This window comes from Williamsia sp. Y844, from assembly GCF_056786475.1.
The window spans coordinates 941,713-965,504 of the sequence record NZ_JBXCJB010000001.1 but is presented as its reverse complement, the minus strand read 5'-3'; the positions used below and the strand labels follow the sequence as shown (position 1 = coordinate 965,504).

18 protein-coding genes are annotated in these 23,792 nt (G+C 58.9%); 15 read left to right on the top strand and 3 right to left on the bottom strand.

Annotation, left to right across the window (positions count from 1 at the left end; all coding sequences use genetic code 11):
• Positions 1–1,054: 1,054 nt before the first annotated feature.
• From AC1TQG_RS04250 to AC1TQG_RS04225, 6 genes are all read left to right on the top strand, one after another.
• Positions 1,055–2,410: a hypothetical protein gene (locus tag AC1TQG_RS04250; protein ID WP_482135683.1), complete on the top strand. Its 1,356-nt coding sequence runs from the start codon at positions 1,055–1,057 to the stop codon at positions 2,408–2,410.
• A complete protein-coding gene (locus AC1TQG_RS04245) occupies positions 2,407–3,825 on the top strand; it encodes a glycosyltransferase family 2 protein (RefSeq protein ID WP_482135682.1) in 1,419 nt (472 codons plus the stop codon). Before AC1TQG_RS04250 ends, AC1TQG_RS04245 begins: the two co-directional genes overlap by 4 nt.
• On the top strand, positions 3,822–5,783 hold the full coding sequence (locus tag AC1TQG_RS04240) for a cellulose biosynthesis cyclic di-GMP-binding regulatory protein BcsB (RefSeq protein WP_482135681.1): 1,962 nt from the start codon (positions 3,822–3,824) through the stop codon (positions 5,781–5,783). Before AC1TQG_RS04245 ends, AC1TQG_RS04240 begins: the two co-directional genes overlap by 4 nt.
• Positions 5,773–7,482, top strand: a complete 1,710-nt coding sequence (locus AC1TQG_RS04235; RefSeq protein ID WP_482135680.1) for a hypothetical protein — start codon at positions 5,773–5,775, stop codon at positions 7,480–7,482. The genes AC1TQG_RS04240 and AC1TQG_RS04235 overlap by 11 nt, the downstream gene beginning before the upstream one ends.
• A 171-nt stretch (positions 7,483–7,653) precedes the next feature.
• Positions 7,654–8,643, top strand: a complete 990-nt coding sequence (locus AC1TQG_RS04230; RefSeq protein WP_482135679.1) for an alpha/beta hydrolase — start codon at positions 7,654–7,656, stop codon at positions 8,641–8,643.
• 366 nt (positions 8,644–9,009) lie between these two features.
• Complete coding sequence (locus AC1TQG_RS04225) at positions 9,010–9,678, top strand: GDSL-type esterase/lipase family protein (protein WP_482135678.1); 669 nt, start codon at positions 9,010–9,012, stop codon at positions 9,676–9,678.
• 227 nt (positions 9,679–9,905) lie between these two features.
• Here the strand turns inward: AC1TQG_RS04225 and AC1TQG_RS04220 are convergent, their stop codons facing one another.
• The 3 genes from AC1TQG_RS04220 to AC1TQG_RS04210 all read right to left on the bottom strand — a co-directional run bounded on the left by AC1TQG_RS04220 (position 9,906) and on the right by AC1TQG_RS04210 (position 12,980).
• Positions 9,906–11,159, bottom strand: a complete 1,254-nt coding sequence (locus tag AC1TQG_RS04220; RefSeq protein WP_482135677.1) for an O-antigen ligase family protein — start codon at positions 11,157–11,159, stop codon at positions 9,906–9,908.
• Entirely contained in the window at positions 11,156–12,127 is a 972-nt protein-coding gene (locus AC1TQG_RS04215; protein WP_482135676.1) for a hypothetical protein, read from the bottom strand. The genes AC1TQG_RS04220 and AC1TQG_RS04215 overlap by 4 nt, the downstream gene beginning before the upstream one ends.
• 487 nt (positions 12,128–12,614) lie before the next feature.
• Positions 12,615–12,980, bottom strand: a complete 366-nt coding sequence (locus AC1TQG_RS04210; protein WP_482135675.1) for a thiol-disulfide oxidoreductase DCC family protein — start codon at positions 12,978–12,980, stop codon at positions 12,615–12,617.
• Between the two features lie 598 nt (positions 12,981–13,578).
• Between AC1TQG_RS04210 and AC1TQG_RS04205 the strand changes: the two genes are divergently transcribed.
• The 9 genes from AC1TQG_RS04205 to AC1TQG_RS04165 all read left to right on the top strand — a co-directional run bounded on the left by AC1TQG_RS04205 (position 13,579) and on the right by AC1TQG_RS04165 (position 23,791).
• Positions 13,579–14,229, top strand: coding sequence for an SGNH/GDSL hydrolase family protein (locus AC1TQG_RS04205; protein WP_482135674.1), 651 nt, complete (start codon positions 13,579–13,581; stop codon positions 14,227–14,229).
• Positions 14,230–15,390: 1,161 nt separating this feature from the next.
• On the top strand, positions 15,391–16,953 hold the full coding sequence (locus AC1TQG_RS04200; protein ID WP_482135673.1) for a sugar transferase: 1,563 nt from the start codon (positions 15,391–15,393) through the stop codon (positions 16,951–16,953).
• Positions 16,943–17,500, top strand: a complete 558-nt coding sequence (locus AC1TQG_RS04195) for an arsenate reductase/protein-tyrosine-phosphatase family protein (protein ID WP_482135672.1) — start codon at positions 16,943–16,945, stop codon at positions 17,498–17,500. The genes AC1TQG_RS04200 and AC1TQG_RS04195 overlap by 11 nt, the downstream gene beginning before the upstream one ends.
• A gap of 8 nt (positions 17,501–17,508) precedes the next feature.
• Positions 17,509–18,840 (top strand): UDP-glucose dehydrogenase family protein, encoded by a 1,332-nt coding sequence (locus AC1TQG_RS04190; RefSeq protein ID WP_482135671.1) that lies wholly within the window; start codon positions 17,509–17,511, stop codon positions 18,838–18,840.
• A 68-nt stretch (positions 18,841–18,908) separates the two neighbouring features.
• Entirely contained in the window at positions 18,909–20,036 is a 1,128-nt protein-coding gene (locus AC1TQG_RS04185) for a glycosyltransferase (protein ID WP_482135670.1), read from the top strand.
• 209 nt (positions 20,037–20,245) lie between these two features.
• Entirely contained in the window at positions 20,246–20,644 is a 399-nt protein-coding gene (locus tag AC1TQG_RS04180) for a CatB-related O-acetyltransferase (RefSeq protein WP_482135669.1), read from the top strand.
• Complete coding sequence (locus tag AC1TQG_RS04175; RefSeq protein ID WP_482135668.1) at positions 20,637–21,914, top strand: glycosyltransferase; 1,278 nt, start codon at positions 20,637–20,639, stop codon at positions 21,912–21,914. Before AC1TQG_RS04180 ends, AC1TQG_RS04175 begins: the two co-directional genes overlap by 8 nt.
• A gap of 4 nt (positions 21,915–21,918) precedes the next feature.
• On the top strand, positions 21,919–22,464 hold the full coding sequence (locus AC1TQG_RS04170; RefSeq protein ID WP_482135667.1) for a DapH/DapD/GlmU-related protein: 546 nt from the start codon (positions 21,919–21,921) through the stop codon (positions 22,462–22,464).
• A 91-nt stretch (positions 22,465–22,555) separates the two neighbouring features.
• Positions 22,556–23,791, top strand: a complete 1,236-nt coding sequence (locus AC1TQG_RS04165; protein WP_482135666.1) for a lipopolysaccharide biosynthesis protein — start codon at positions 22,556–22,558, stop codon at positions 23,789–23,791.
• Position 23,792 lies beyond the last annotated feature (1 nt).

Here is a 23,792-nt window from a genome sequence, read left to right as displayed (position 1 = left end):
TTGTCCGGGATCCGACCGCCGATCACGTGGTTATGAACTTCCGAGCGAGCCAATGAACGAAGTGACGAAGTACTCGACGAGGGTGCCGACGTACTGAATGAATGGGATGAGATCTGATGACATGTGTGTTCCTTTCGTATAGTGTAAGTGGCTCGTAATGCCTCGCGGACGTTTATCGAACACAAATACCTCGACCGCGAGAAGTTGAACCGTAGATATGATGACCCATGTGTGAGTGAAATCGCCCGCATTCCGAAATAATCGCGGCGACTTAACCCCGACCTTTTCGTGCGCCTGAGGTGCTACCTGCGGGGTTCGCGATTCGGATACTTTGACCTGTTCGTGTCGCTGGGTGCGGCGGGTTCCCGATGTCGTTCGGTTTGCTGCGCGGCTTCACGGGGCCAGGATGCGCGTTCTCTCTGTGAGAGATGCGGGTCGTCGAGTTGTCCGCCCCGGCCACCGAGGATTCCCGGTGGCGGTCAGCGTCTCCACGGAGTCCCGCGCTTGGTTTGTCGTCAGGGAATGTGAACTACCGAATGCAAATCTTTAACCACGTTTCTGTGGGGACTCTTCTGCAATTTGGACGAATATCGAGATCGACCTCGCGAACTGGAATTGTCATGGCATCCTGGAGTGCGAAATGCAGTAATGATCGACACGATCACACTTTTCTGATCGTCACATTCACGAACGGAAGTGGCTGCGCTACTTCACCACTCGGGGTTTAAGTCCCTCGTCCGACACGAATTGACACACCGTGTCAATTCGTGTGTGAATTGATGGAGAATTGGTCGAGTGAAGAGGTAAATGTCGTGGTCAAATGCACGGGAGTGTCAACATTGCAGTTGATTCGCGGTGTGTCTGACGATCGTGAAATTGGTTTCCGTCTGTCGAATAAGCTTGTTTCGGGGAAATCGCAGTGACGATAGATTCTCCGGACGTTTATCACTCGAGCGCACCTTCGCCACCATCTCCGCCGCCGCGTCAGCAATTGTCGAGATTTCTGTCGGCCGTCGGGCGCCCTCGCGATTATTCTTTCAACACGCGAGTGGTCGTGACTGTCGGTACCACCGTCATTGCCTTCTGGCCCGTGTGGACATCGAATCTGGAGATGATGCTCGCGGGATCGCCCGTGGCGTATTTGTTCTTTTGTCCGATTTGGTCGGTGATGATCACTTACAGCCTCGACCGGACTCCGCGCGGCAAAGAGATCAACGACGGGGAGTTCGACCGGATCGTTGCGGTGGTGGTCGGCGTCATCGGTATCGTCTGCGCCAGCGCGGCAATACCCAGGCTTCCGGCGGTGGCAGCGTTCTGGCATGCCGATGTGATTGCACCGCTCATCTGGATCTTCTGTGTGTCCATCGTGGCGTTCGGAATACGCCGTGTCGTCCGTGACTATCTGACCTGGGTCTTTGTTGCGATCTGCTTTCCGCCAAACTTTCTGTTGTTCGGAGCGATCTTGGGTGGAACCACCTTCGCTTTCGGGGCGTTGACCGTCTTTCACGGCGCGATGGCTGCGTTCTTGGCATTGCGTGGTTCGGCATTGCAGTGGGCGGTGCCGCCGGCGTTCCTGGCTATCGGGATCGTGGCCACCTGGTTGCTGAGAGAACAGCCGGCACCGGTCGTCTATCTGACACCAACTGCTGTGGGCACCGTCCTTGTGATCGCGTTGGTGGCGCGGCGAGCTCACGTCCCGACCAGGATCTCCCTGCCGCAGCGTTCGAGTCTTTCCATCATCGTGGCGTTCACCCTGGCGTTCGTGGTCCTGGCGACCGGACCACGTCCGCTCGACCTGCCCGATTCGGACCGCCTGATGTGGGCCCAACCCGATTGGATCGATGCTCTGACGAGCAGCGGAGTCGTTGTCGGTGAACCTCAGACGTTCGAGTGGGGTCCGAGATTCTTGGGTGACGACGGGTCGGTGGTCCGCCGCCGGGTGGAAATCGATGGCGAGGTGGCGTTCCTTGATGTGTTCTCCAGCCCCCAGCTCGGCCGGTTCTCCAGTTTCCGGCGCGGCATCTGGTATTCGTCGGCACCGCCGGTGGTGCTCGGGGAGGGGTATCAGAGTGACGGTCGTGAGATCACGCAGTTCGGCGAACTGAGCAACGAGCTCGAGACGGTCACCAAGCCGGGGCAATCGTTGTGGGCATCTCGTTACTGGCTCTGGCGCACCAAAGTTGGCTCGGATACGCACTATCAGGCTGTGTACCTATTGGGCTCCCGTGAGGATGGTGCCCCCGACAACGTGCCCGAACCGGCATCGCTGAACTACGCCAACACGGTGGTGGACCCCATCGAGTGGCTGATGATCGCCCCCACATCGCAGCAGGGCACTCGAACGACACTCGAACCCCAGCTGACCGACATGGCCGAGATCATCGTTGAATCTGCGAAGGACCGTGAATGACTGCGACATTCGAGGACCCCCGTACCGCACCGCTCGCCGATGAGTTCTCGGCGCGCCGCCCGTTCACAGGTGGTCAGCAGATCGGTGGCGCAGTCGTGCTGGTCGTCGTTGTGGTTGCGACGATCCTGAGTTGGCGGCTGACGGTGAGCTGTGTTGCATCGCTCGCGTCGATCTACTTTCTCGTCTCCACCGTCGACAAGACTGTTCTGCTTCTGCGTGGCCTCTACGGCAAGGGCGTGGTGCAGGTTTCCGACGAGGTTGCGCGGGCGATACCCGACGAGGATCTCCCGCGGTACACGGTCCTGTTGCCGGTATACGACGAACCCGAGATCGTGCAGACACTGGTCGAGGGCGTGGGCCAACTCGACTATCCGGCAGATAAACTCGACATCTTCCTGGTGCTGGAGGCCGACGACAAGGCCACGATCACCGCCTACGAAGCCGCTGAACTGCCGGGTGTGACCAAGGTGCTCGTGCCACCGAGTGAGCCCAGGACCAAACCCAAAGCCTGCAACTATGCGATGGCCCTGGACCTCGATCGCAGCGAGTACGTCACCATCTACGATGCCGAAGACGTTCCGGATCCGCTCCAATTGCGCAGGGCGGCATGGGTATTTGCGCACAGTCCGGCGGACGTCGCGTCGATTCAAGCGCGGCTGGGGTACTACAACGAACGTGACAACCTGCTCACGAAGTGGTTTGCGATCGAGTACGACCAGTGGTTCTCGTACATGCTGTCGGCGCTGAGCGAATCAAACTGCATCATTCCCCTGGGTGGTACGTCCAACCACATCCGGACCTCGGTGTTGCGGGCTCTTGGCGGATGGGACGCCTACAACGTCACCGAAGATGCCGACCTCGGTATCCGGCTCGGCCGGCACGGGTATCGGACACTGGTGCTCGACTCGCTGACCGAGGAGGAAGCGAATCCCGATGTGGTGAACTGGATTCGGCAACGCTCTCGTTGGTACAAGGGATACGTACAGACGTTCTTGGTACACGCCCGCCGTCCGCTGTCGCTCTACCAACAGGTCGGTTTCGTGCCGCTGTTGCGGATCGCGAATCTGACGATCGGCATGCCGGTTGCCAATGTGTTGAATCTCGGGTTCTGGGCGTCGCTGCTCGTCTGGTTCGCCGGGCACCCGGACTTCATGCTGAACCTTTTTCCCGGCCCGATCTACTACGTCTGTCTGCTGATGTTCACCGTCGGCAACTTGTTGACCATCCTGCTGGGCATCATCTCGACACGCGCACGAGAGAAGCCGTATCTGCTGGTCGCGGCGCTGTTGGTGCCCGCGTACTGGATCCTGCAGTCGTTCGCCGCTGTGAAAGGGCTGCTGCAAATCGCTTACAAACCTTCGTATTGGGAGAAGACGGTCCACGGGCTGTCTTCGAAGAAAGTGGACAAGAAGTGACAACGTTGCGTCGATTGTGTGGAGGACTCCTGGTCGTGGTCGGCCTGGTGTCAGGTGTTGGGCCGGCGTGGGGTGCTCCCGGTGATGAGCCCGGCGTCAGCACCACTTTGGGTTGGCGGCAATTGGGGATGGGATCAACGGTGTCGTTCGGTGCGATCAATGCACCTCAGACAGTGACGATTCCCGCTCCCGACGGTGTCCAGCCGACGAGACTGACCGGGCAATTGCAACCGGCGGTCAACGTCGACAACGGCTATGTCGAGATCCAGGGCGGTGATGGACAACTCATCGGTGCGATACCGGTGCCCGCGGCAGATGCTGCGTTGCAGGCGACTCCGTTCGATATTGACATCTCGGCAGTACCTGTGCGGGATCATGCCGCCATGATCAGGCTGGTCCTTCGTTCGACTGCTGGCGACCAGGTCTGCGGCCCGATCCCGCAGTTGACGTTGAGCAACCTGGCTGTGAGGTTTACGGGCGGGCAGGTGCTTCCGACGACGGTGCAGCAGTTCTTTCCATCGATACTGCCGAACGCCGTGGTGTACGTAGACCCGGCGCCGACCGTCGCCGAAAAGCAGGCAGCTCTGAGTCTTGTTGCAGCGCTGACCAATCACTACCGTCCGACCCCGATCGACATCTCGGTGCGGGCACTCGGTCGCACCGCCGAGCCGCCGCGGGCGGCCTTCGGCAACTTCTCACGAACCATCGTGGTCCGGGACTCCGTAGCTGGTGCAGTAACGCTGAATCCGAACGGTGGCGCGCCGTATCTGGCGATAACCGGAGAAAACGAGACATTGGCGAAGCAGGTGGAACTGTTCACCAGCGGCCTGCTGTCTCTGGCGCAAGTCCCCTCTGTGGCTGTCGACTCCGTTGATGCGTCATCGGTGCAGGGCTCGAACACCGTGATGTTTGAGCACTTTTCGCAGAACCTCAAGGTATCTGTCCTCGGTCAGGCGACTCTCAACACCGGGTTCGATCCCGCGGTCTTCGCATTGAGTAACCCCGGCACGGTCGATGTTGATCTTCGGGCCATCTACACGCCGGTGCAGAAGAGTGAAAAGTCCACGGTGCTGGTGCAGGCCGACGGGCAGACAATCTACTCGGCAGCCCTTGGAGAGAGCGGGAGGCTGCACGCGCAGTTCACCATTCCGGCACAACGAGTGGCTTCCAGTGCAGAGTTGGCGATGGTGGTTTCGTACGAGCCGGCACCCGGCGCGTGCAACCCGCGGACCGTGCCGTTGACCTTCGAGGTCGAGCCGAATTCGACGGCCACGGCCCACACGCGGGATGAGGCGGTCGGAGGTTTCTCGGCGTTGCCTCTGGCGTGGGCACCCACATTCCAGGTGGCGACCGACGATTCCGACCCGAACACTCTCACCCATGCGGCAGACATGGTCGCCGCGGTACAACGGTTGTCGCCGGAGATCTTGCGGCCCATCGTCGTCGATCTGGACAAGGCAGCACACAGTGGCTCGGGCGCGCTGATCGTGGCGTCGGCCGAGTCGGTCACCGCAGCGGGGTTGCATCCACCGATCGACGCGGTGGGGGAGACCACCACCATCGACGTGCCGGCAGCGATTGTTGCGCAGATCCCGAGCGGACTCGGCAGTATCCAGTCGTACGCGCAAGGCAATCGGACGCTGGTCGTGGTGACGACGTCCGGTGACTGGGCATTGGTCGACCCCCTGTTCGGGTACCTCGACTCCCTCGAAAGCGGGTTGGGCAACCTGACCGGCGATGTCCTGGTGGCGGGTCTCGGTGGAGTACCGACGGTGCTGACCGTCCACAGCGACGGGCTGGGGGCTTCGGGTCCCGACGTGGGAGACGGCTGGACTGTGTGGGTTTGGGTCGCTGTGGCGGTCGGAATAGGTGTCGGGGCAATGGCCGGAGTGTTGTTGGTCTTCCGGCGGCGCCGCTCCACCGCTGCAGACCCGACCACCGCGGATCATGACAGTTGAACTGATCGCGCCGGCCTCGGTCGGTGAAGCCGAACCGGTCGACATCGGTCAGCGTGCCCAGTTGCGTAAGCGGACCGAAAAGCGCTGGGGTCTCGCGGTGTTCGTGTTCAGCGCCGGGGCATACCTCGCGGTGGGTTACTACCTCTATCTGGTGGTCGGGTTCATCAACCCCGATGCCAGCAGTCGGGTAGGTAATGCCGGGTACACGATCATGAGTCGTGATCCTCACCTGGGCGCCATCGGCTTCGTGTGGAATCCTCTGCCCAGTCTCGTTGAGATACCGCTGTTGCCGCTGAGCGCGTGGTGGCCGGAGTTGAAGACGGTGGGCTTCGCCGGCGCCGTGATGAGCGCGCTGTTCATGGCGGGTGCAGTCTGGCAGGTACGCCGGATCGGACTCGACTGCCACGTCCCGACGGTCGCGAGATGGCTTGCGATAGCGGCCTTTGCGCTGAACCCGATGGTCATCCTGTACGCCGGGTCGGGTATGAGTGAGGCGCCGTTCTTCTTTCTGTTGCTGTGGGCATGCCGGCGGTTGCTGCAGTGGATGCGAACAGCACGCGTCGACGATCTCACCTGGGCCGGCATCGCGTTGGGTTTGGCGTATCTGACGCGTTACGAGGCAGTGGTAGCCGGTGCGGCCGTCGCCATTCTGGTGTTCGGTGTGTCGGTGCTGCGACAACATAGAGCTGGACGGACAGCGAAAACTGCTGCCGCACTTGCTGTTCACGACGTCGTTATCGTCGCCTTCCCGTTGGCCGGTGCCTTTGTGCTGTGGGCGCTGATTGGCTGGATGTTGGACGGTTCGCTGTTTGCCCAGTTCACCTCGCAGTACGGCAACGCGGCCCAGGTGGAGGCGGCCGGTATCGTCTCGGCCGAGAGCACTGGGTACGGCCCGCTCCTGAAGGCTATTGCTGCGAACCTTTTCGGCACCGAACCGCTGATACTGGTGGTCGGGATTGCGGTGGTGGCCTTCTCTATTCGAAATCGGACGCTCCAGGCGGCAGCGCCACTCGCGGTGTTCGGTTCGGTGCTCACCTTCCAGTCGTACGCCATCCTGTCGGGATCGACGTTCGGCTGGTTCAGGTTCTTCATGGGTGCCATTCCTCTGGTCGTGGTGGCGTTGATGTGTACCTGGCGTCCGCCGGGCGCTCGGGCCCCCGCCAAGTCGTCGCGGTGGCGGCGACCGTCAGCGTGGGCGACGTTGCTCATGGCCGCGGTGTTGGTCACCTCGGTGCCTGTGACGTGGAAATCGATGCTCAACCCGGCGATAGGTAAAGAAGAGTACGGATTACGTTCGGCATTCTGGCCTGAGCAATATCCAAAGTCGGAGTATTGGTTCTACTGGTTCGGCGAAGTCTCCAGGAATACCGTCCGTTGGTTCGACGCGCAGAATCTGCCTGAAGGGTCGATCCTCGTCGACACCTTTGGTCTCTCGCGCATGTGGCTGTGGTCGGAACACCCGAAGCAGTTTGTGGTGCGCAGTGACTACGACTTTTTTACCAAACTCAACGATCCGGCACGCGAAGGTGTGCGATACATTCTGGCGCCCAAGCCTTCCGGACTCGGTGAGCTCGATTCCATCAATGTGCGGTATCCCACCTTCTGGGAAGATGGCGCCGGCTTCGCCACTCTGGTAATGACCATCCACGGCCCCAATGGGGGCGCCCAGTTCCGGATCTATTCGATTGCCGGCACCTAAGGCCGCAATCGCGGTAACACGTTGGTATCGAAAACGTGTGAGCCTGCTGAGCGGGTTAGCCTGCTACAGAATGTTTCCGTCTTTTCGCTATCACTGGGGTTGGAAAAGAAATTGTTGACGAGGTCGTCTTTCACGCGTCTTGGAATCTGTACGGCGGTCACCGCGTGCCTCTTGGCAGGTGCAGGGACGGCGGTTGGTGAGCCGGCACCATCTCAATCCGGTGCTGCCGACAGCGGTGACATCGGCTATTGGGATCGGGAGTTGTCACGCATGGACAACTCGCTGCTGAGCAGGTCGGTCGCGCAACCGCGTGAGTTCAAGGTTCCGGTTTGGTCGGAGGCGATGGGCCGGGACGTGACGGTGCATATTCGACGCCCCGCGGATATGTCCACCCCTGCTCCCGTCTTGTATCTGCTAGACGGCGGTGCGCGCTACAGCGGAACCGATATCGCCGAGTTTCTCGACGATGATCATGTCAACATCGTGGCGCCATCCGGCGGAGTCAATGCTTACTGGACGGATTGGCAGAAGCCCGATCCGGACTTTGGCGTGGCCAAGTGGGAGACCTTTATGACCGAGGAGCTGCCGCCGGTCATCGATGAGCTGCTGGACACGACGGGGCGCAACGCTGTGGTGGGTATGTCGCAAGTGGCGACATCGGCACTGCAACTCGCGATTGCGAAACCCGGGCTGTACAAGGGCGTTGCGGCGTACAGCGGGTGTGCCAACGTCAGCGACCCCGTGGGTCAAGCACTGATCCGCATCACCATGAATCACGTCGGAAAGGGTGATCCGGCAAACATGTATGGGCCGCCGGACGATCCGGCGTGGGCCGCGCACGATCCATTCGTACACGCCGAGCGACTCCGCGGGACCGAGGTCTTTTTGTCATCAGGGACCGGATTGCCGGGACAGTACGACGTGCTGAACAACTCGTACATCGATGGCGATATAGCCAAGCTCGCTGATCAAATCGTCGCGGGCGGATCGATCGAGGCGGTCACCAATGCGTGCACGCATGCCTTCGCATTTCGATTGGCGTCACTGGGCATGAGCCCGACCACTCACTTCAGGTTCACGGGCACTCATGCTTGGAGCTATTGGAACGACGACTTCCACGCCTCGTGGCCGATGCTGTCTCGATCCCTCGGTATTGGTTGACCATCGGTGATTTCGTCATTTCCTCAGTTCGGAAACTCTATCGGACGGTGTGTTCTCCGGTCTGCCGGTCGTCCTGATCGACAACGCAGGACCCAGAGGCCGGAAGGACTCGTTGTTGCGTCGTGTCTGCTGCGGGCAAAAATTTGGCGCGACTCCTACAGGCATTCCAAGATCGCCTGAAACAAGTCGTGCGCAGAGACCATCGCCGATGACACCACGATCAACGCCAACGTTGTGCGCCAGCAGTCGCCGGAATCCGGTTGCACGCCGATAGAATGGGGTCTGACAAAGGCACCGATTGAGCGTGCCTAGGGGTATTGTGAAGGTCTTGATCCCGCCCGACTGAGTCGAATTGAGTTCCGTCCATTGAACGCTGGCCTGGTCGCTGTCGGAGACAGCATCGTCAACGGCTTCGGCCGACCAATCGCAGGTGTTCCTTCGCAGGGCTTCCCCGCGTTGGTCGCCGAGGCACTCGACCTCCCTTACACCCGGTACGCAAAGGGCGGTCTAACATCTGCGCCGATCGTGGGGCGGCTAATCCCTAAGGTGCGGCTGCACTACGACGTCGGCATTCTCAGCTGCGGATTGAATGATGCATACCAACGATTGAGCCTGGCGGACCTTGAGGTCAACCTAGCGAAGGCTGTCAGTCACTTGTCCAACCACTGCGACCGAGTGGTCGTCTTGTCGATTCCGATTAGTACAGAAGCGACCGAGATTGTTCGTCGGATTGCCGGCAACCATAGCAACGTCCAAGTCGTTGACTCAAGACTCAGTGGTGTGCGACTACTACGGGCTGACCTGGTGCACCCCACCGCGCTCGGGCAAATGGAAATCGCAGACAGGGTGGCGCGAGCCCTTGACGCGCCACTCCCATCCGTCGTCACGGGATTCCCTACCGATGCGCCGCTTGCCCTCACGTATCGGGTTGGCCACTATGTTCAGATCCCCTTGACGCACTTGCGCAGGCTTGTGAGACGAATCAAAGTCCCAAAGCTGACGCTCTCTACGCCTGACGGTCGTGAGGGCGCCTGAACACCAGGTGTGCCTGGATACCTCGTTCTTTGGGAAGGCTGAAATCGTACGAGATTCCCCCAGTGTTGGAGGGGTGTCAGGCGGCCCGGAGGCCGCGTTCACAATAGATTTGCCCGATGTCAGGCGCGAACTGCGTGGCTTTCATGCTTTCGCGCATATTCTCCGCTCCCCGATCTGTCCAGCGTGCGTAGTTCCGCAGGGGCGGGGCATGATGGCAGCGTCTTCCGCTACTGCGGTTGAACAGACCGCGAAAAGACGCCTGGCGCAGGGACTTTCGTACTATTGACAGAGATGGCCGCCCACGCGATCAACGCGGGGATCCAGTAGTCTGGTTGTTCGAAGAAGGCCGACGTCAAAGCGAATCCCATCAGTGCGACGAGAATCCCTGCTGCGCCTCCGTCCTTCTTTCGAACGATCGATCGTATCGCCACAAACAGAACTGCAGCGATGATCAGCGCGATGGCTATCGCGAGCAGGATTCCGCCCTGATACCAAGCACGCAGAAATATGTTGTGTGTCACGGTCGTACCGTCGAAGGTACCCCCGTGTTCGGCGGCGAGTCCGTTCCCGAAGAAGGGTTGCTCCTGAATGCGTGACAGCGCGAAGTCGTAGGTCTGTTGACGAATCTCCCACGTGCTTGCAGCACTCGTTTGTCCAGTGACTTGCATGTAGCGATCAGCGGGCGAAAGGATGCTGTCGGTTATGTCGGTAAATTTTGCGAGAATCCACAATAAAATGCCGATCGCCACTAGAACAACTGCCAAATGTTTGATTCGGTCGCGCATGGCCAAAAGGGTTACTGCGACGCCGAACCCGGCCGCCATCATCGAACTCAAGCTACCAGTCGACATCAACCCGCCGATGTTGATAATGGTCAACGCGATCAGAACGATGCGTAAGCGATCGCCTTGCAGAAGCATTGACAAGCAGAGGATTACGGCAATCGTGGACATCATCCCCAAAGTGTTGGGGTGGGCGGCGAGGCCGGATGCTCGGCCTTGCACTGTCTCGATTCCGAAAACCGGGCGACCAGTTACCTGCACGATGCCACTTAGCGACGAGATCGTCTGCCCTGCGACAAAGGCCAAGCTCACCGACTCGACAAATCGGGGCGCCCTATGAACGTTCGCGGTCATTACGAAGACACCGAGACCGAGCACGACGAACAGTTGCACACCGTTGTAGATGTTGTCTTGGATGCTTCCAGCATTTGTGGCTGTCACGACGGCAACAATCGATGCGAACCCCGCGAACATCCAGATCGCCGCGAACAAAGGCACAGCTACACGCAGGATCACGACGGATCCCACGATCAACCCTAGGACTGTGGCGAACCAGAGGACCTTGAATGATTCGGGGAGCGCGCGATACATCGGCAACACAAACACAGCGGCGGTCCACAGCACGGTTGTCCACATCCATGGTGACGCCGGTGGGGCAAGTTTGGGTGGATGAAGCGAGGGCTTCACATGCGTCGTCATCTTGCGATGCTTCCAATGCTGGTTGACTGATCAGTTGCACGGTTTCGAACTCGTGCTTTTCGGCCATATCGCGAGTAGCCCCATCGGACAGACCACATCACCGGAGCCGCGAAGAATGGGAGATAGACGAAAAGGTAGCTGTCGAATGCGATGCCCAGCGTTAGGTAGACGCCGAGGTGAAACATCAGCATGATGACGAGGCCGATGCGAAAGAGCACAGGGAAGAAAATCAAGACGACCAGGGCGCCTTCGGCTGCGAGCGTGGCGTAGTCAAGGAATTTCCAGAACAGCGTGGAGTCGATATCGAAAATGGTGTTCGTCATCGAACCCAGCTTCGTGGAGTCGGCAACGTCGCGTGCGACGTAGCCTCGGGTAGCTTCACGTGAGGGGCTCAGCCACCCTGATATGGCTTTTGGCGCCGCGGCACTGAACAGTGCGAAAGACACGACCATTGCCCACATCAGTATCGGGAGACCGCTGTTGCGGCGCTGACGTTTTCCGTTGCGGCGTTTCTGATGGAGGTACGCATCGACTGATAGAGCGGCTCCCCATCCTGCAGCAGCCATCGCGAGTGGGAGGATCTCGAAGAGAATAAAATGATCCACTTTGCCGTAGGCATTTGTGAAGCCGGCCCCGATTACCATGACTATTGTCAAGGCTATCGAGGTCTCCGCCGTCCGGAACCCAACCAAAAGCACAACTGCTAGTAACAGGCGGGCGAGTTCAAGAAACATCAGAAACCCGGAGGGCGGCGGACCGGTTAGCATCGAGAACGGGCCGGGTGCTGGCTGGAACAGCGCGGAGGGGACGTCCCCCACCCAGCCGTAGTCCGTCGGTCGGACGATGAGGTAGACGGCGAAGAGGATGCGAAGGACCCCAAGGTAGCTAGGTTCAGCTCGATACGCTTCGCACAGTCGGTCCACGTAATTTGCGGCGGACTGTGCTGGCTTGCTGTCGAGAACGGTCATAACGCAACCCTTTCTAGCTCGCATCTACCGGGTCGTTCAACCGATGCATCAGAGATGTCGACTATCCTTTTCCGCCAGCAGAATTCGACCTCCCTCGCCGGAATAGGACTCAGTGCCGCAACCCGAGAATCTAGCCATGAAATGACGTTTGGGTCAGTTGTGTTCGGATTCTTTGCACCGTTGGGCTGCGGGCGAAAAGCTAAGTCGAGTGTTGGTCGTGCCGACGAGTATCGTACGCCGCTGGCGAGCTCGTCAGGTGAGGGGTGGAGAACCGTGCCGTCCGCGAGGCGAACTGTGATTTCAAGTCCGTCATTCGCGAACTTTCCTGCCGCTGTGGGAGAATCGCCAAAACCTGGCATTCGGATTGTCGGATATGGCTCCGGCCGATTGGCGATCGAGTACAGGCCTTGAATCACCAGCGCGACAGCTAGAATGCCGACAACGATCAACTGGCGCCGCTTGCGGGTGGACTCGGTGGCCGGTTGGACTACTTCGGGCTGATCCGGCACGCCGCTGTCCCTCCGGGCATTCTGTAGCGGTACTTCGCGATGAATTTGTAGACTGTGTGTGCTAAGGGGCGGACGGGCGCTGCGATAGTGAAGCGTCCCATCAGGGTCGTGTACCAGGCGCCCCGAGACATCAATGCGCGGCCAATAGCGTCAGATCCACTGGCGACCACGACACCGTTCTCGCACCAGTAGGCCGCCTCGGCCAGCATCTCTTCGTTCAGGCCGAGGGCTTCTAGGTCGTCGACGAACTGACCAGCTAGCACTTCGAAGTCGGCGTCCTTTTGTAGCCAAACGGCCGAGCGAGTACAAAAACCGCAGTCGGCGTCATAAATCAGAGTGCCCATAGCGTCATCATTCCCCAAAAACTAGTTTTCGCAAATCGGCCGCCAAAAGAAACTGGGTGTGATGAACGGGTGGGTGGGCATCGCGTATTCCTGTCCCTCTATTTCTACAAATGGTGCTGAGCGGTGGGCTGTGTGAGCGGCGCAACTCTTACATTGGGACGGCCGATCTGTTGGGCGACCGCTGCAATCCTCGCCCGCCAGTGGAGCGTTGGGCGGAACAGATCTGAAGCCTGGCTCACCACCGCCTTCGTAGGCGCGTCGCCGACCGGAGAACAATGCTGCGCACGCGCCGACCGTTCGTCGCGGTCGTCCCGTCTGCGACGGTGCGGATCACCGCACGTCTACTTAAAGCGCGATCCTCGGGGCGACCTTTGCCTGGCCTCAGCGCGGACATGCGGTATGTTGATTATCTTCGGCCTCCAGGAAAATGTGCACATATTCGGGTGACATCAAGTTGATTGGATCAGATGAGAGCCTCCGTTAGCGCTGCCCATGCCCTTTGTGCTCGGGATCATTTAGAGTTATGAGTCGATGGGGTCAGGGGAGCAGCACTCGCGCGAGAAACACCGTCCTCGGAATCGCGCTTGTCCTTGGGATCGTGGCTGTTGTATCCGCCGCAATCGCCTCGCGCGGTGATGATGAATCAAATAGTGCCAACCCCGCGCCGAGGCCTGCTCTGAAGTCCGATCTGTACGTCGCGTGGTTGGGTGACGGATATACGGCGGGTACGGGTACGGGTGGCAATATCAATGAGGCGTTTCCACAGCTCGTCTCGGAGAATCTCTGTTGGACGAGCGCCATTTTCGGGCAAGGCGGAACAGGCTATTCGAATCCCGGCCGGCCGGCCGAAGGTGAAGCGATCTATCGCGACAGGATCGACGAAGTAGTAAACAGTTTGCCGGACCTGGTTGTTGTCCAGGGATCGACCAACGACCACCAAGGGCAGGTTGGCGCTGAGGCGGGTCGCGTATTCAGCGAGTTACGGGCGAAGTTGCCGGATGCGACGATAGTCGCAGTGGGGCCACTCGACCCACCGAAAACGGATCGTGCACGGGACATAGCCTTGCGCGACGCTGTGCGCGAGGCCGCGTCCAAGAACGACGTTCAATTCGTTGACGGTATCGGATGGCTGACCGTCGACCAGTACGGCGCGGACGGTGCGCATCCGAACCTGGCCGGCCATAAAGAGATCGCGAACCGGCTGACCGCGGAACTGCAGGGTCATAGTGTGTGCTCAGCCACTCGGTGACGGTTCAGATTTTTCGCGAGCATCGCAGGATCATAATTTCCCGCACCGGATTGTGGGTGACGCGCGCCGCGATTGCGACATCGCGGATGATGCTGCTGAAGCCGAAGTAGTGATGGCCAGCCGCGACAGCTCTGCGTTAAGGCAGAACCGCGTTTGCAGGTAGTTTCCCGTAATGGCTGCTTTGATAGCGGCGTTGTCGAGAGCTTGAGGCTGCGGTCAAAAGAGGCGCTGTGGCGTGTCAAACGTCAGTGCCGAAAAGTCTCTGGACCGCGTTGGTATCAACGGAGGTGCACGTGATACGCGTGCGATTCTGCGTTTTGGCGGTCCGAAGCCTGACCTTGCCCGTGGTGAAGTTGTGATGCGCATCACATAGATGTGTGGCTCGGTATATGTCGCGGGTAGCGGCATTTGCGTCCAGGTGGGGATTGTGGAGACCGCTTCTTATCACGAATGGCCCTTGCTCGCAGCAGATAAACCAAATGCTGCAGTCAATAGATTCGCCCGAGGCTGTATGTTTCTGCGGCGTTAACGCCTACCGGTTTCGCGATCGGCCAAAGTGCGTTAGAGTAACCACAAATGATCGTTACGGTCAGGATCGAGTCCGTCAGGCGGCGAGACCGGGCTGCCTAATGGGGAAGCTGGAGTGTCTACCGGGGGTCGCGCCAGTGAAATGTAGATGCCATGTGGGGTATGCAAATATGGCCGGGTTTATTCAATGTTGGGAACTGGTCTGGCTGAAGTTGATATGCCTGAGCCTGTACGAGACTCGCGGTGTCGAGATTTAACCCATACATAACGCAACAACGTTCCGACGTATCAATGAGCTGCCCTGCATACCGGTGACGGCACGTGGAGTATCACCCAATTATCTTGTGGCACAGAAGAACTGATTCGGTGCATCGTTTTGCATGAACGCTCCCGGGCCGACAATAAACTCGTCGTCCTTTTGTGGAACGCCGTCTATGCGTGACCTATATCACCGGGACGGTTCGCGCAATGTTAATTTTCCGAATAGGGAGAGTTGGCCAATGGGTTTTAGGTCGCGAAACGATTACACAGGCGCTACTCTCTAGACATTCGGTCGCACATAACCCCCAGTTTCAACACGGGAAAGTTACGAAGCTAGCTCGTTAGATTGCGATGTTTAGCACACGGCCAGGGATGCCCCCATGTTCGAGCGGCAGGGGCTCCTGGAGTCTCGGGAAGGTAGAGATGACACGCAGCACGAGAGTGGCGAGTCTTGAATGGCGCAATGCGCCCCAGCCGCCACCGCTTGTGGTCCGGCCCAGGCTGAAGACGTGGGTGGATACCTACATCCGCCGTGTTCAGGCCCTCGATGCCGCGATCGTCGTCGCGGCAGTCTTTGGCGCGCAACAGATTCGGTTCGGATTCCCTTCCGTGACGGATCCGATTGGCAGATTTTCCACTCCTGGGGTCGTGGTATCTACGGGTTTCGTTCTTGCCTGGGTGCTGGCACTCCGTGTCGTGCAGAGCACGGACCGACGGATCGTCGGCTCCGGTGCTGAGGAGTACAGCCGAATCGTCCGCGCCTCATTCGTTGTCTTTGGACTGTTGGCAATTGTTGACCTGTTGTTCAAGTGGGATGTGGCGCGCGGGCTCCTCGCGATCGCGCTACCGGCCGGCACCCTCGGCCTGCTGTTGACTCGCTGGCTGTGGCGATGGAATCTGACCCGTGACAGACGCAATCGCGAGAATCTGGATCAGGTTTTGGTTGTGGGAAGCCCCAATTCGGCTGCCTCGTTGATTCGACACCTTGACCGCAATCCGGGGCTAGGTCTTGAAGTCGTTGGTCTGTGTGTACCACCGGGCCACCCCGCGCGGCACCGTGATGTTGTCGATATCGGTGGGCGTGATGTGGCGGTGTTCGGCGACTGCAGTGACGCTCGCGATGGAGTTGCGAAATCTGGTGCAACCACAGTGGCAGTCACGTGCGCCGAGACGCTGGGCCACTCGGTGATGCGTGAGCTGTCGTGGGACCTCGAGGGCATGCATGTGGATCTGCTCGTTGCCCCTGGTGTCGCAGACGTCGCCGGACCGCGGATGCTGGTCCGTCCGGTTGCCGGACTGCCGCTACTGCATATCGACAAACCCCGCTATGAGGGTGCCAACAAATTCTTCAAGGCCGCCTTTGACCGGCTGGGGGCAACAGCCATCCTTGCTGTTCTGGCGCCAGTGATGCTCATCTGTGCGGTAGCGGTGAAGTTCAACTCCAAGGGTTCGATCTTCTATCGCGCGGAGCGGATCGGATTGAACAACGCGCCATTCCAGATGTGGAAGTTCCGAACGATGATCGACGGTGCTGACAAGCAGAAGCTCGCGCTCACCGATCGCAATGAAGGTTCCGGTGTCCTGTTCAAAATGCGGGATGATCCTCGGGTTACATCAGTTGGTAAGGTGCTGCGCCGCTTCAGCCTTGACGAGGTACCACAGCTATTCAACGTCATCACAGGGACGATGAGCCTGGTCGGCCCACGGCCTCCTCTACGTGGCGAAGTCGAACAGTACAGTGGGATCGTCACCCGTCGTATGCTTGTTCGTCCAGGGATGACGGGTCTGTGGCAGGTATCGGGCCGCTCGGACCTCGACTGGGACGAGTCGGTTCGGCTTGATCTGTCGTACGTCGAGAACTGGTCCATCATGCAGGACGCGATGATTCTGTGGCGCACAGTCAAGGCAGTCGTGCGGAGCGACGGTGCCTACTGAGCCGATGAAGGTGTTGTTCGTATGTACGGGCAATATCTGCAGATCACCAGTTGCGCAGCGAATGTTGGAACACATTGCTGATCAGCAGGGTTTAAACATCGTCGTCGCGAGTGCCGGCACGAGGGCCTTGAACGGTCGACCGATGCACCCCGAAAGCGTCCGTGTCCTCGAAGATCGCGGCATCACGGACAATGGATTCGGGGCTCAGTTCCTGACGCCGGTACTTGTGGGCGAGTTCGACCTGGTACTGGGAATGACTCGCGAACATCGGGCTGTTGCCCGACAACTCGCGCCTGCAAAGTGGCGGCAGATGTTTGCACTCCGAGAGGTCGCCGGCAACTTTGAAGACGAACGTCCAGGTGTCCGAAATCCCTCCGCAACAGTCGATCCGAATGATGCGCGATTGGACATTCAGGACCCAATGGGCCAGTCCGGTGACGTCTTTGACCATGTGGCAATCGAGATCGAGGCCGCTGTGACTGCCTTGACTGACTGGCTCGTAAATCAGCTCCGTATGCGCGACTCAAATGATCAAGTAGCGAGGTAGACGAATTCATGCGTATCACTGTTCTCGGGACGGGCTATCTCGGCGCCACCCATGCTGCATGCATGGCTGAATTGGGCCATGAAGTGCTCGGCGTAGACGTAGATCCGTCCAAGCTGGCTAAACTTCAGGCTGGCGAAGTTCCCTTCTATGAACCGGGACTCGAAGAAGTACTTAAACGTAACATCGACGCTGGAAGGTTGCGGTTCACGGCTTCGTACGAAGAAGCCGCCGATTTTGCGGATGTTCACTTCCTGGCAGTTGGTACACCGCAGAAGCGTGGTGAATATGCTGCTGACCTGAAATACGTTGACAGCGTCGTCGAAACGTTGAGTCGGCTGGTGACCCGCCCGACAGTGATATTTGGAAAGTCCACTGTCCCAGTTGGAACCGCGGAACGTCTCGGCCGCCGCGCGCGTGAATTGGCGCCGGATGGTGTTGACATAGAGGTGGCTTGGAACCCTGAGTTCCTGCGCGAAGGCCACGCTGTGGAAGACACGTTGAGACCAGACCGGTTGGTGGTCGGCGTCGATGGGACCCGCGAGAGCCGAGCCGAAGTCCTGGCGAGGGAGATATACGCTGACGCGCTCGGGGCAGGGATACCGTTAGTGGTTACCAACCTGGCGACCGCAGAACTCGTGAAAGCCTCGGCGAACGCGTTCCTTGCAACCAAGATCTCGTTCATCAACGCAATTGCCGAAGTCTGTGAGGCTGCGGACGGGGACATCACTGAGCTCGCTGACGCGATTGGTTATGACGATCGCATCGGTCGGAAGTTCCTCAATGCAGGCATCGGCTTTGGCGGCGGGTGCCTGCCAAAAGACATCAGGGCGTTCATGGCGCGAGCCGGCGAATTGGGCGCTGACCAAGCGCTCACCTTTCTCCGGGAGGTCGACAACATCAATATGCGGCGGAGAACGCAGATGGTTGAGTTGGCGCGAAACGCGTGTGGCGGGTTTCTCGGCTCGCGAGTCGCAGTACTCGGGGCGGCATTCAAGCCTGAATCTGACGATGTCCGTGATTCGCCAGCACTGAATATTGCGGGTCAGATCCATCTTCAAGGCGCGGACGTGCGCGTCTACGATCCAAAAGCGATGGAGAACTCGCGCAGGCTGTTTCCGACGCTGAGCTATTCCGATTCGGTCCACGAAGCGTGTGAAGGTGCGGATGTATTGCTGGTACTGACGGAGTGGAACGAGTTCAAGAAACTCCGACCTGCGGAGCTCAACAATCGAGTCAGAGCCAGGAGCGTGATTGACGGGCGCAACTGCCTCGACGAGCACCTTTGGCGTGCCAGTGGCTGGTCCTACCGCGGACTCGGACGAGCGAGCAACGCAAGTTGAAACGCTCCGGCAAACCGCTACGTGCACGAGCCGACCGTGGGCGCGAGGATGCGTTGCAAGGAGGGCCGATGAGAAAGGGCGAGAGGCTTCAGCATGTGATGTTTCTCGCAGTCATACCTTGGTACCGTCAGGAGTGCATCGACACACTTCAGACGAGTCTGGGGTCTGAATTGCAGATATACGCGTCCGACTATGGTTTGGACGAGACCGTCCGAACGGGAATCAAAAGAGAACAATACGTTTCGGTTGCCCGGCGCGGCATACTGCGCGGAAAGCTGTTGGTTCAGCGAATTCCGATCAAGGTGTTCCGCGCAAAGGGTTGCGTCGTGGTCGATCTCAATCCGAGAAGCACTTCAGCTTGGGCTGTGCTTCTCGTCCGACGCCTGACTCGTCGGCGAGTCGTGGTGTGGGGGCACCTCCATCCAAGAAATGGTCCGCAGTCAAAATCTGCTGTTATTCGTAGAGCGATGCGACGTATCGCCGACGGCGCGATCCTATATGGATATGACAGCGTCTCTGACGCGCGGAGGGAAGTACCCGCACAGCCTGTCTGGGTCGCTGCGAATGCGATCTACAACCAGGAACAGATGCAGGCCATTCAAGCTTTGCACCCACGAAACGCGCTTGTGTACGTGGGAAGGCTCGAGGCGTCGAAAAATGTCGAGCAATTGGTGCCTGCTTTTCACGAATCTGGATTGTGGAAAATGGGTGTCAGGCTAGAAATCGTCGGTGGAGGCGCACTGCGCGACACGATATCGAAACAGGCTGCCGACTTCGGGATACTTGATGATGTCGATGTCCACGGACAAGTCAACGGTGCGCCCGATCTGGAGCGGATCTACTCGCGCGCCATCTTCTCGCTTTCGCCTGGTTACGTCGGACTCAGTGCGACACAGAGTCTCGGCTTCGGCGTACCGATGATCTACGCCGAGGACGCACCCCACGCACCAGAGATCGAGCTCAAGAGGCTCGGTTATATGCGTGGCTATGTGCCGACCTCGGTAAAGGGTCTTGCGGCCGCGATGGATAGTGCATATCGGGAGTTCGCGGAAATTGACGCGACGGTAAGGGACCAGATCGCCAGGTCAACTGCATCATTCTATTCAGCAGAAATAATGGCGGGCGGGCTGGTTTCAGCCCTTACGGCGAGAGTTGTCGACTACGGCGTCGATGGCTGGCCGGTGGAGGAGAATTAGAGACAATGGCCAAATCTAGATCGCGACTGCCAAGTGTCGTGAGAAATGCAGCCACCGGAACTCTGAACTGGATGGCCATCGGGCAAAACGTTCGAACCGGAGAGAACTTCAGAGCTGGGCGATCCGCGATAGTCAGTGCGCCCCACCAGCTGACTTTCGGCGACAACGTAAGTGTCGGTCCTCGGTCTGTCATCCAGGTAGACGGCCGAATGGGCAATTACGTGATGATCGGGATGAATGTGCACATTGTCGGACGCGATGACCACGCGATCGACGAGGTCGGAACGCCGATGCTCTTGTCGACGTGGTCCGGAGACCGCGAACAGCGCGTGAGCGATACCGTCACAATCGGCGACGATGTCTGGATCGGGGCGTCGGCAACGATTCTCAGTGGCGTGACGATTGGAAGCGGTGCTGTCATCGGCGCCGGAGCTGTTGTGATCAGTGACGTTCCGGATTTCGCGATAGCAGTGGGTGTTCCGGCGCGCGAGGTCGGAAAGCGCTTTGAGAATGACGAGGAACGTGCACGGCACTTGGCCATGCTTACGGGCGGTCAGATATCGGAAACCGACCACAGTGGTACTGGGAATGGAGCGGCAAATGGTTGATCTGAAGTTGGTGGGAATCAACTATGCGCCTGAGCCAACTGGAATTGCTCCGTATATGGAGGGCCTCGCTGAGGGCTTGAATGCACGAGGATTTGATGTTGAGGTGACCACCGGTTTTCCTCACTATCCAGCCTGGAAAACCGACGATGACTTCCGCGGAATGTCGATCTGCAGCACTGGCGTGACTCGGAGTCCAGATGTACACAGACTCCGGCACTACGTACCCCGGCGCCCGTCGACACTGCGGCGCTTCGCGATGGAGTCGGTGTTCGCCGCCCGTGTGGTGACGCATCGAAGTGCATCTGATGACGATGTGCACACGATTTGTGTGAGTCCAACGTTGCTGAGTGCTGCAGCGGTAATCCTTCGCAAGAAGTTCACGCGCCGAACGGGAAAGGTGACGGTATGGGTCCAAGACTTTTACGGTCTGGGCGCCGTCGAGACCGGCCAGGTCAGCGGGGGATGGCTGGTATCTGCAATACAGACGCTCGAGGGTTGGGTTTTGCGGAACGCAGATCATGTTGTAGCGATCCATGCGTCTTTCAAACGGCATATCGTCGAAGATTACGGAATTGATGATTCGAAAGTCACGGTCATCAAGAACTGGACACACATTCCCACTGGTTTGCCTGAGGTGGACAAGTCCGAAGTACGTCGGAAGCATGGGCTTCCAGAAGACGCCACCATTGTTCTGCACGCTGGAAACATGGGCCGTAAACAGGGCCTGGAGAACGTTCTCGACGCCGCACGGCTGGCCTCTGGGCCGGCGGGTTCCGCAGACCTACTCTTCGTTCTGCTAGGAGACGGTAATCAGCGACCCGTGCTCGAGGAGTCGGCACGTGGAATGGCCAACGTACGGTTCCTTGAGCCTGTCGACAGCTCGGAGTTTCCATCGCTTCTCGGCGCAGCAGACATTCTGCTCGTCAACGAAGCCGCGACAGTGCTGGGTATGGCGGTGCCGAGCAAGTTGACGTCGTATTTTGCGTCAGGCCGCCCCGTCATAGCGGCGACACACGAAGCCAGTGGGACGGCTCAAGAGTTGGCCGAGGCCGAAGCCGGCATAAGGGTAGATCCAGCAAGCCCGGACCAGATGCTAGAAGCCATCGCGAAGCTGCGAGGCAATGACGGTGTGTCGAGCGCGTACGGAAAGAACGGAATGAACTATGTGACGAACTTCCTCACAGAACGCGCTGCGATAAGCCGATTCGCAAGATTGTGCGAGGAACTGAATCCCGATACCAGGGAACGCACGCAACTGGAAAGTGCGTGACCAGATGACTTCACCGAATATTTCGCTGGCAGACTTTTCCGGGCGCGGATACGACAAAGGTCGAGGCCCGGCGATCCAGGTTGCATGGTTTTGCCTTAGAGGTCTGTTTCGCTGCTGGTGGGTCCCTGGTTCGGCTCGTGTTCGGCTCCTTCGTCTGTTCGGAGCCGATATTGGGACGGGTGTTCTGATCCGGCACGACGTGACGATCCACTGGCCGTGGAAGCTCAAAATTGGCGATAACTCCTGGATCGGGGAAGGCGCATGGATCCTGAATCTCGAACCGGTCGAAATTGGATCGAACTGCTGCATCTCACAAAGTGTGTTTCTCTGCACCGGTAGTCATGATCGTCGATCTCCCACGTTCGAGTTCGACAACGCTCCCATTCGTATCGAAGACGGCGCGTGGATCGCAGCGCGAGCGACAGTATTGCGGGGCGTCACAATCGGCGACCATGCCGTTGTTGGTGCCTGCGCTCTTGTCGTAAAGGATGTTTCGAGCTCGAGTATTGAGCGGTTTCCCCTGGTAGACGGCGGGCGAGAGCACTCATGAGGAGCGATGTGGTCGCAGCGGGCAGTCGTCTGGCTAGAGTCGCATTGGCTAGGGGCCCGATTACTTCAGCAGGCAGCGACTGAGGAATCTCATGACCACTATCGAGACTCGGAAGATCGCCGGTCAAGCAGGCTATATTGCCGGTGGCAGGCTCGCCGGGGCTTTGATTCAGGCGCTTTCCCTGGCGCTCTTGGCTCGCAGCCTCGGACCGTCCGACTTTGGTGACTTCGCTGTTTGGTACGGACTCGCCGTCGTTTTGCAAGCCTTCCTGAACTTCGGACTCACCCCCTTGTTGGTGCGGGTTAGGGCACAGGGGGGGCGAGATTCTGATGTACTGCGAATGTTATCCGTATGCCGAGTCTCAAGTGTCGGTTTCGCGATTGTCGTAGCAGCTTTTGCGTCAGTGTCAGCGGTGTTCTTTGAAACAGAGTGGTACCTGGTACCGCTGGTGCTCTGGGTGGTTGCAGACAACTTGGTGGAGACCTACCTCGCGATTCCACTGGCAGACGGCCGAGCGTGGCAAAACGCGATGTCGCTTGTCTACCGGCGATCGATTTCAGTCATCGTCCTACTGATCGGGTTGGTATTCCACGCGAACGCGGCCCTGTTCTACGCGTTGGGTCTGGCAATAGGTTCATTGTCTGTACTGGTCTTTATCGTGAAGGACAGCAAGATTCGGATCGCCGGAGAACAGTCACGAATGAGCTATCGGGACCTTGCAGCTGAGGCGAAGTACTTTTGGATCAACTCGTTGGCCACCCAGGCCCGGAATATCGACGTATTCGTGGTGTCACTGGTTGCAACTGGTTCGGGTGCCGGATCAACTGCGGGTTACTATGCTGCCGCAAGCCGTTTGACGAGTCCGCTCCGGATCGTGCCTACTTCCTTCGCCTCGGTGCTGATGCCTGCGGCCGTCCGGTCTGCTGCGGGCGGTAGCGTTCGGGGCGTTCTGCGTGCGACGGTGCTGATCTGCATGCTGAGCTCGGCCGGCTTCTTGGCCGTCGCATTGTCGATGCCGTGGGTACTGCCGGTTGTTCTCGGATCCAGTTTCGAAGGTGCCGTACCGGTGATCCAGATCGTCTGTGTAGGACTGGTTTTCGCCGCCATTTCGTCTCAGCTGAATGCGGTTTTGCAGGGATTCGGACGGGCGAGGCTTGTATCCAACGTGTCGTTGGTGTCGACTGTGACTTGTCTGGTGCTGGTCGCCACACTAGTTCCGTTTGCAGGGGCCGCCGGGGCAGGGTGGGGTTTGACGATCAGCTATGTCGTCCAGTCATTCGTTCTCGTCGTTAGCACGTGGCGAACAATTAGGAATATTGCAAAATGAG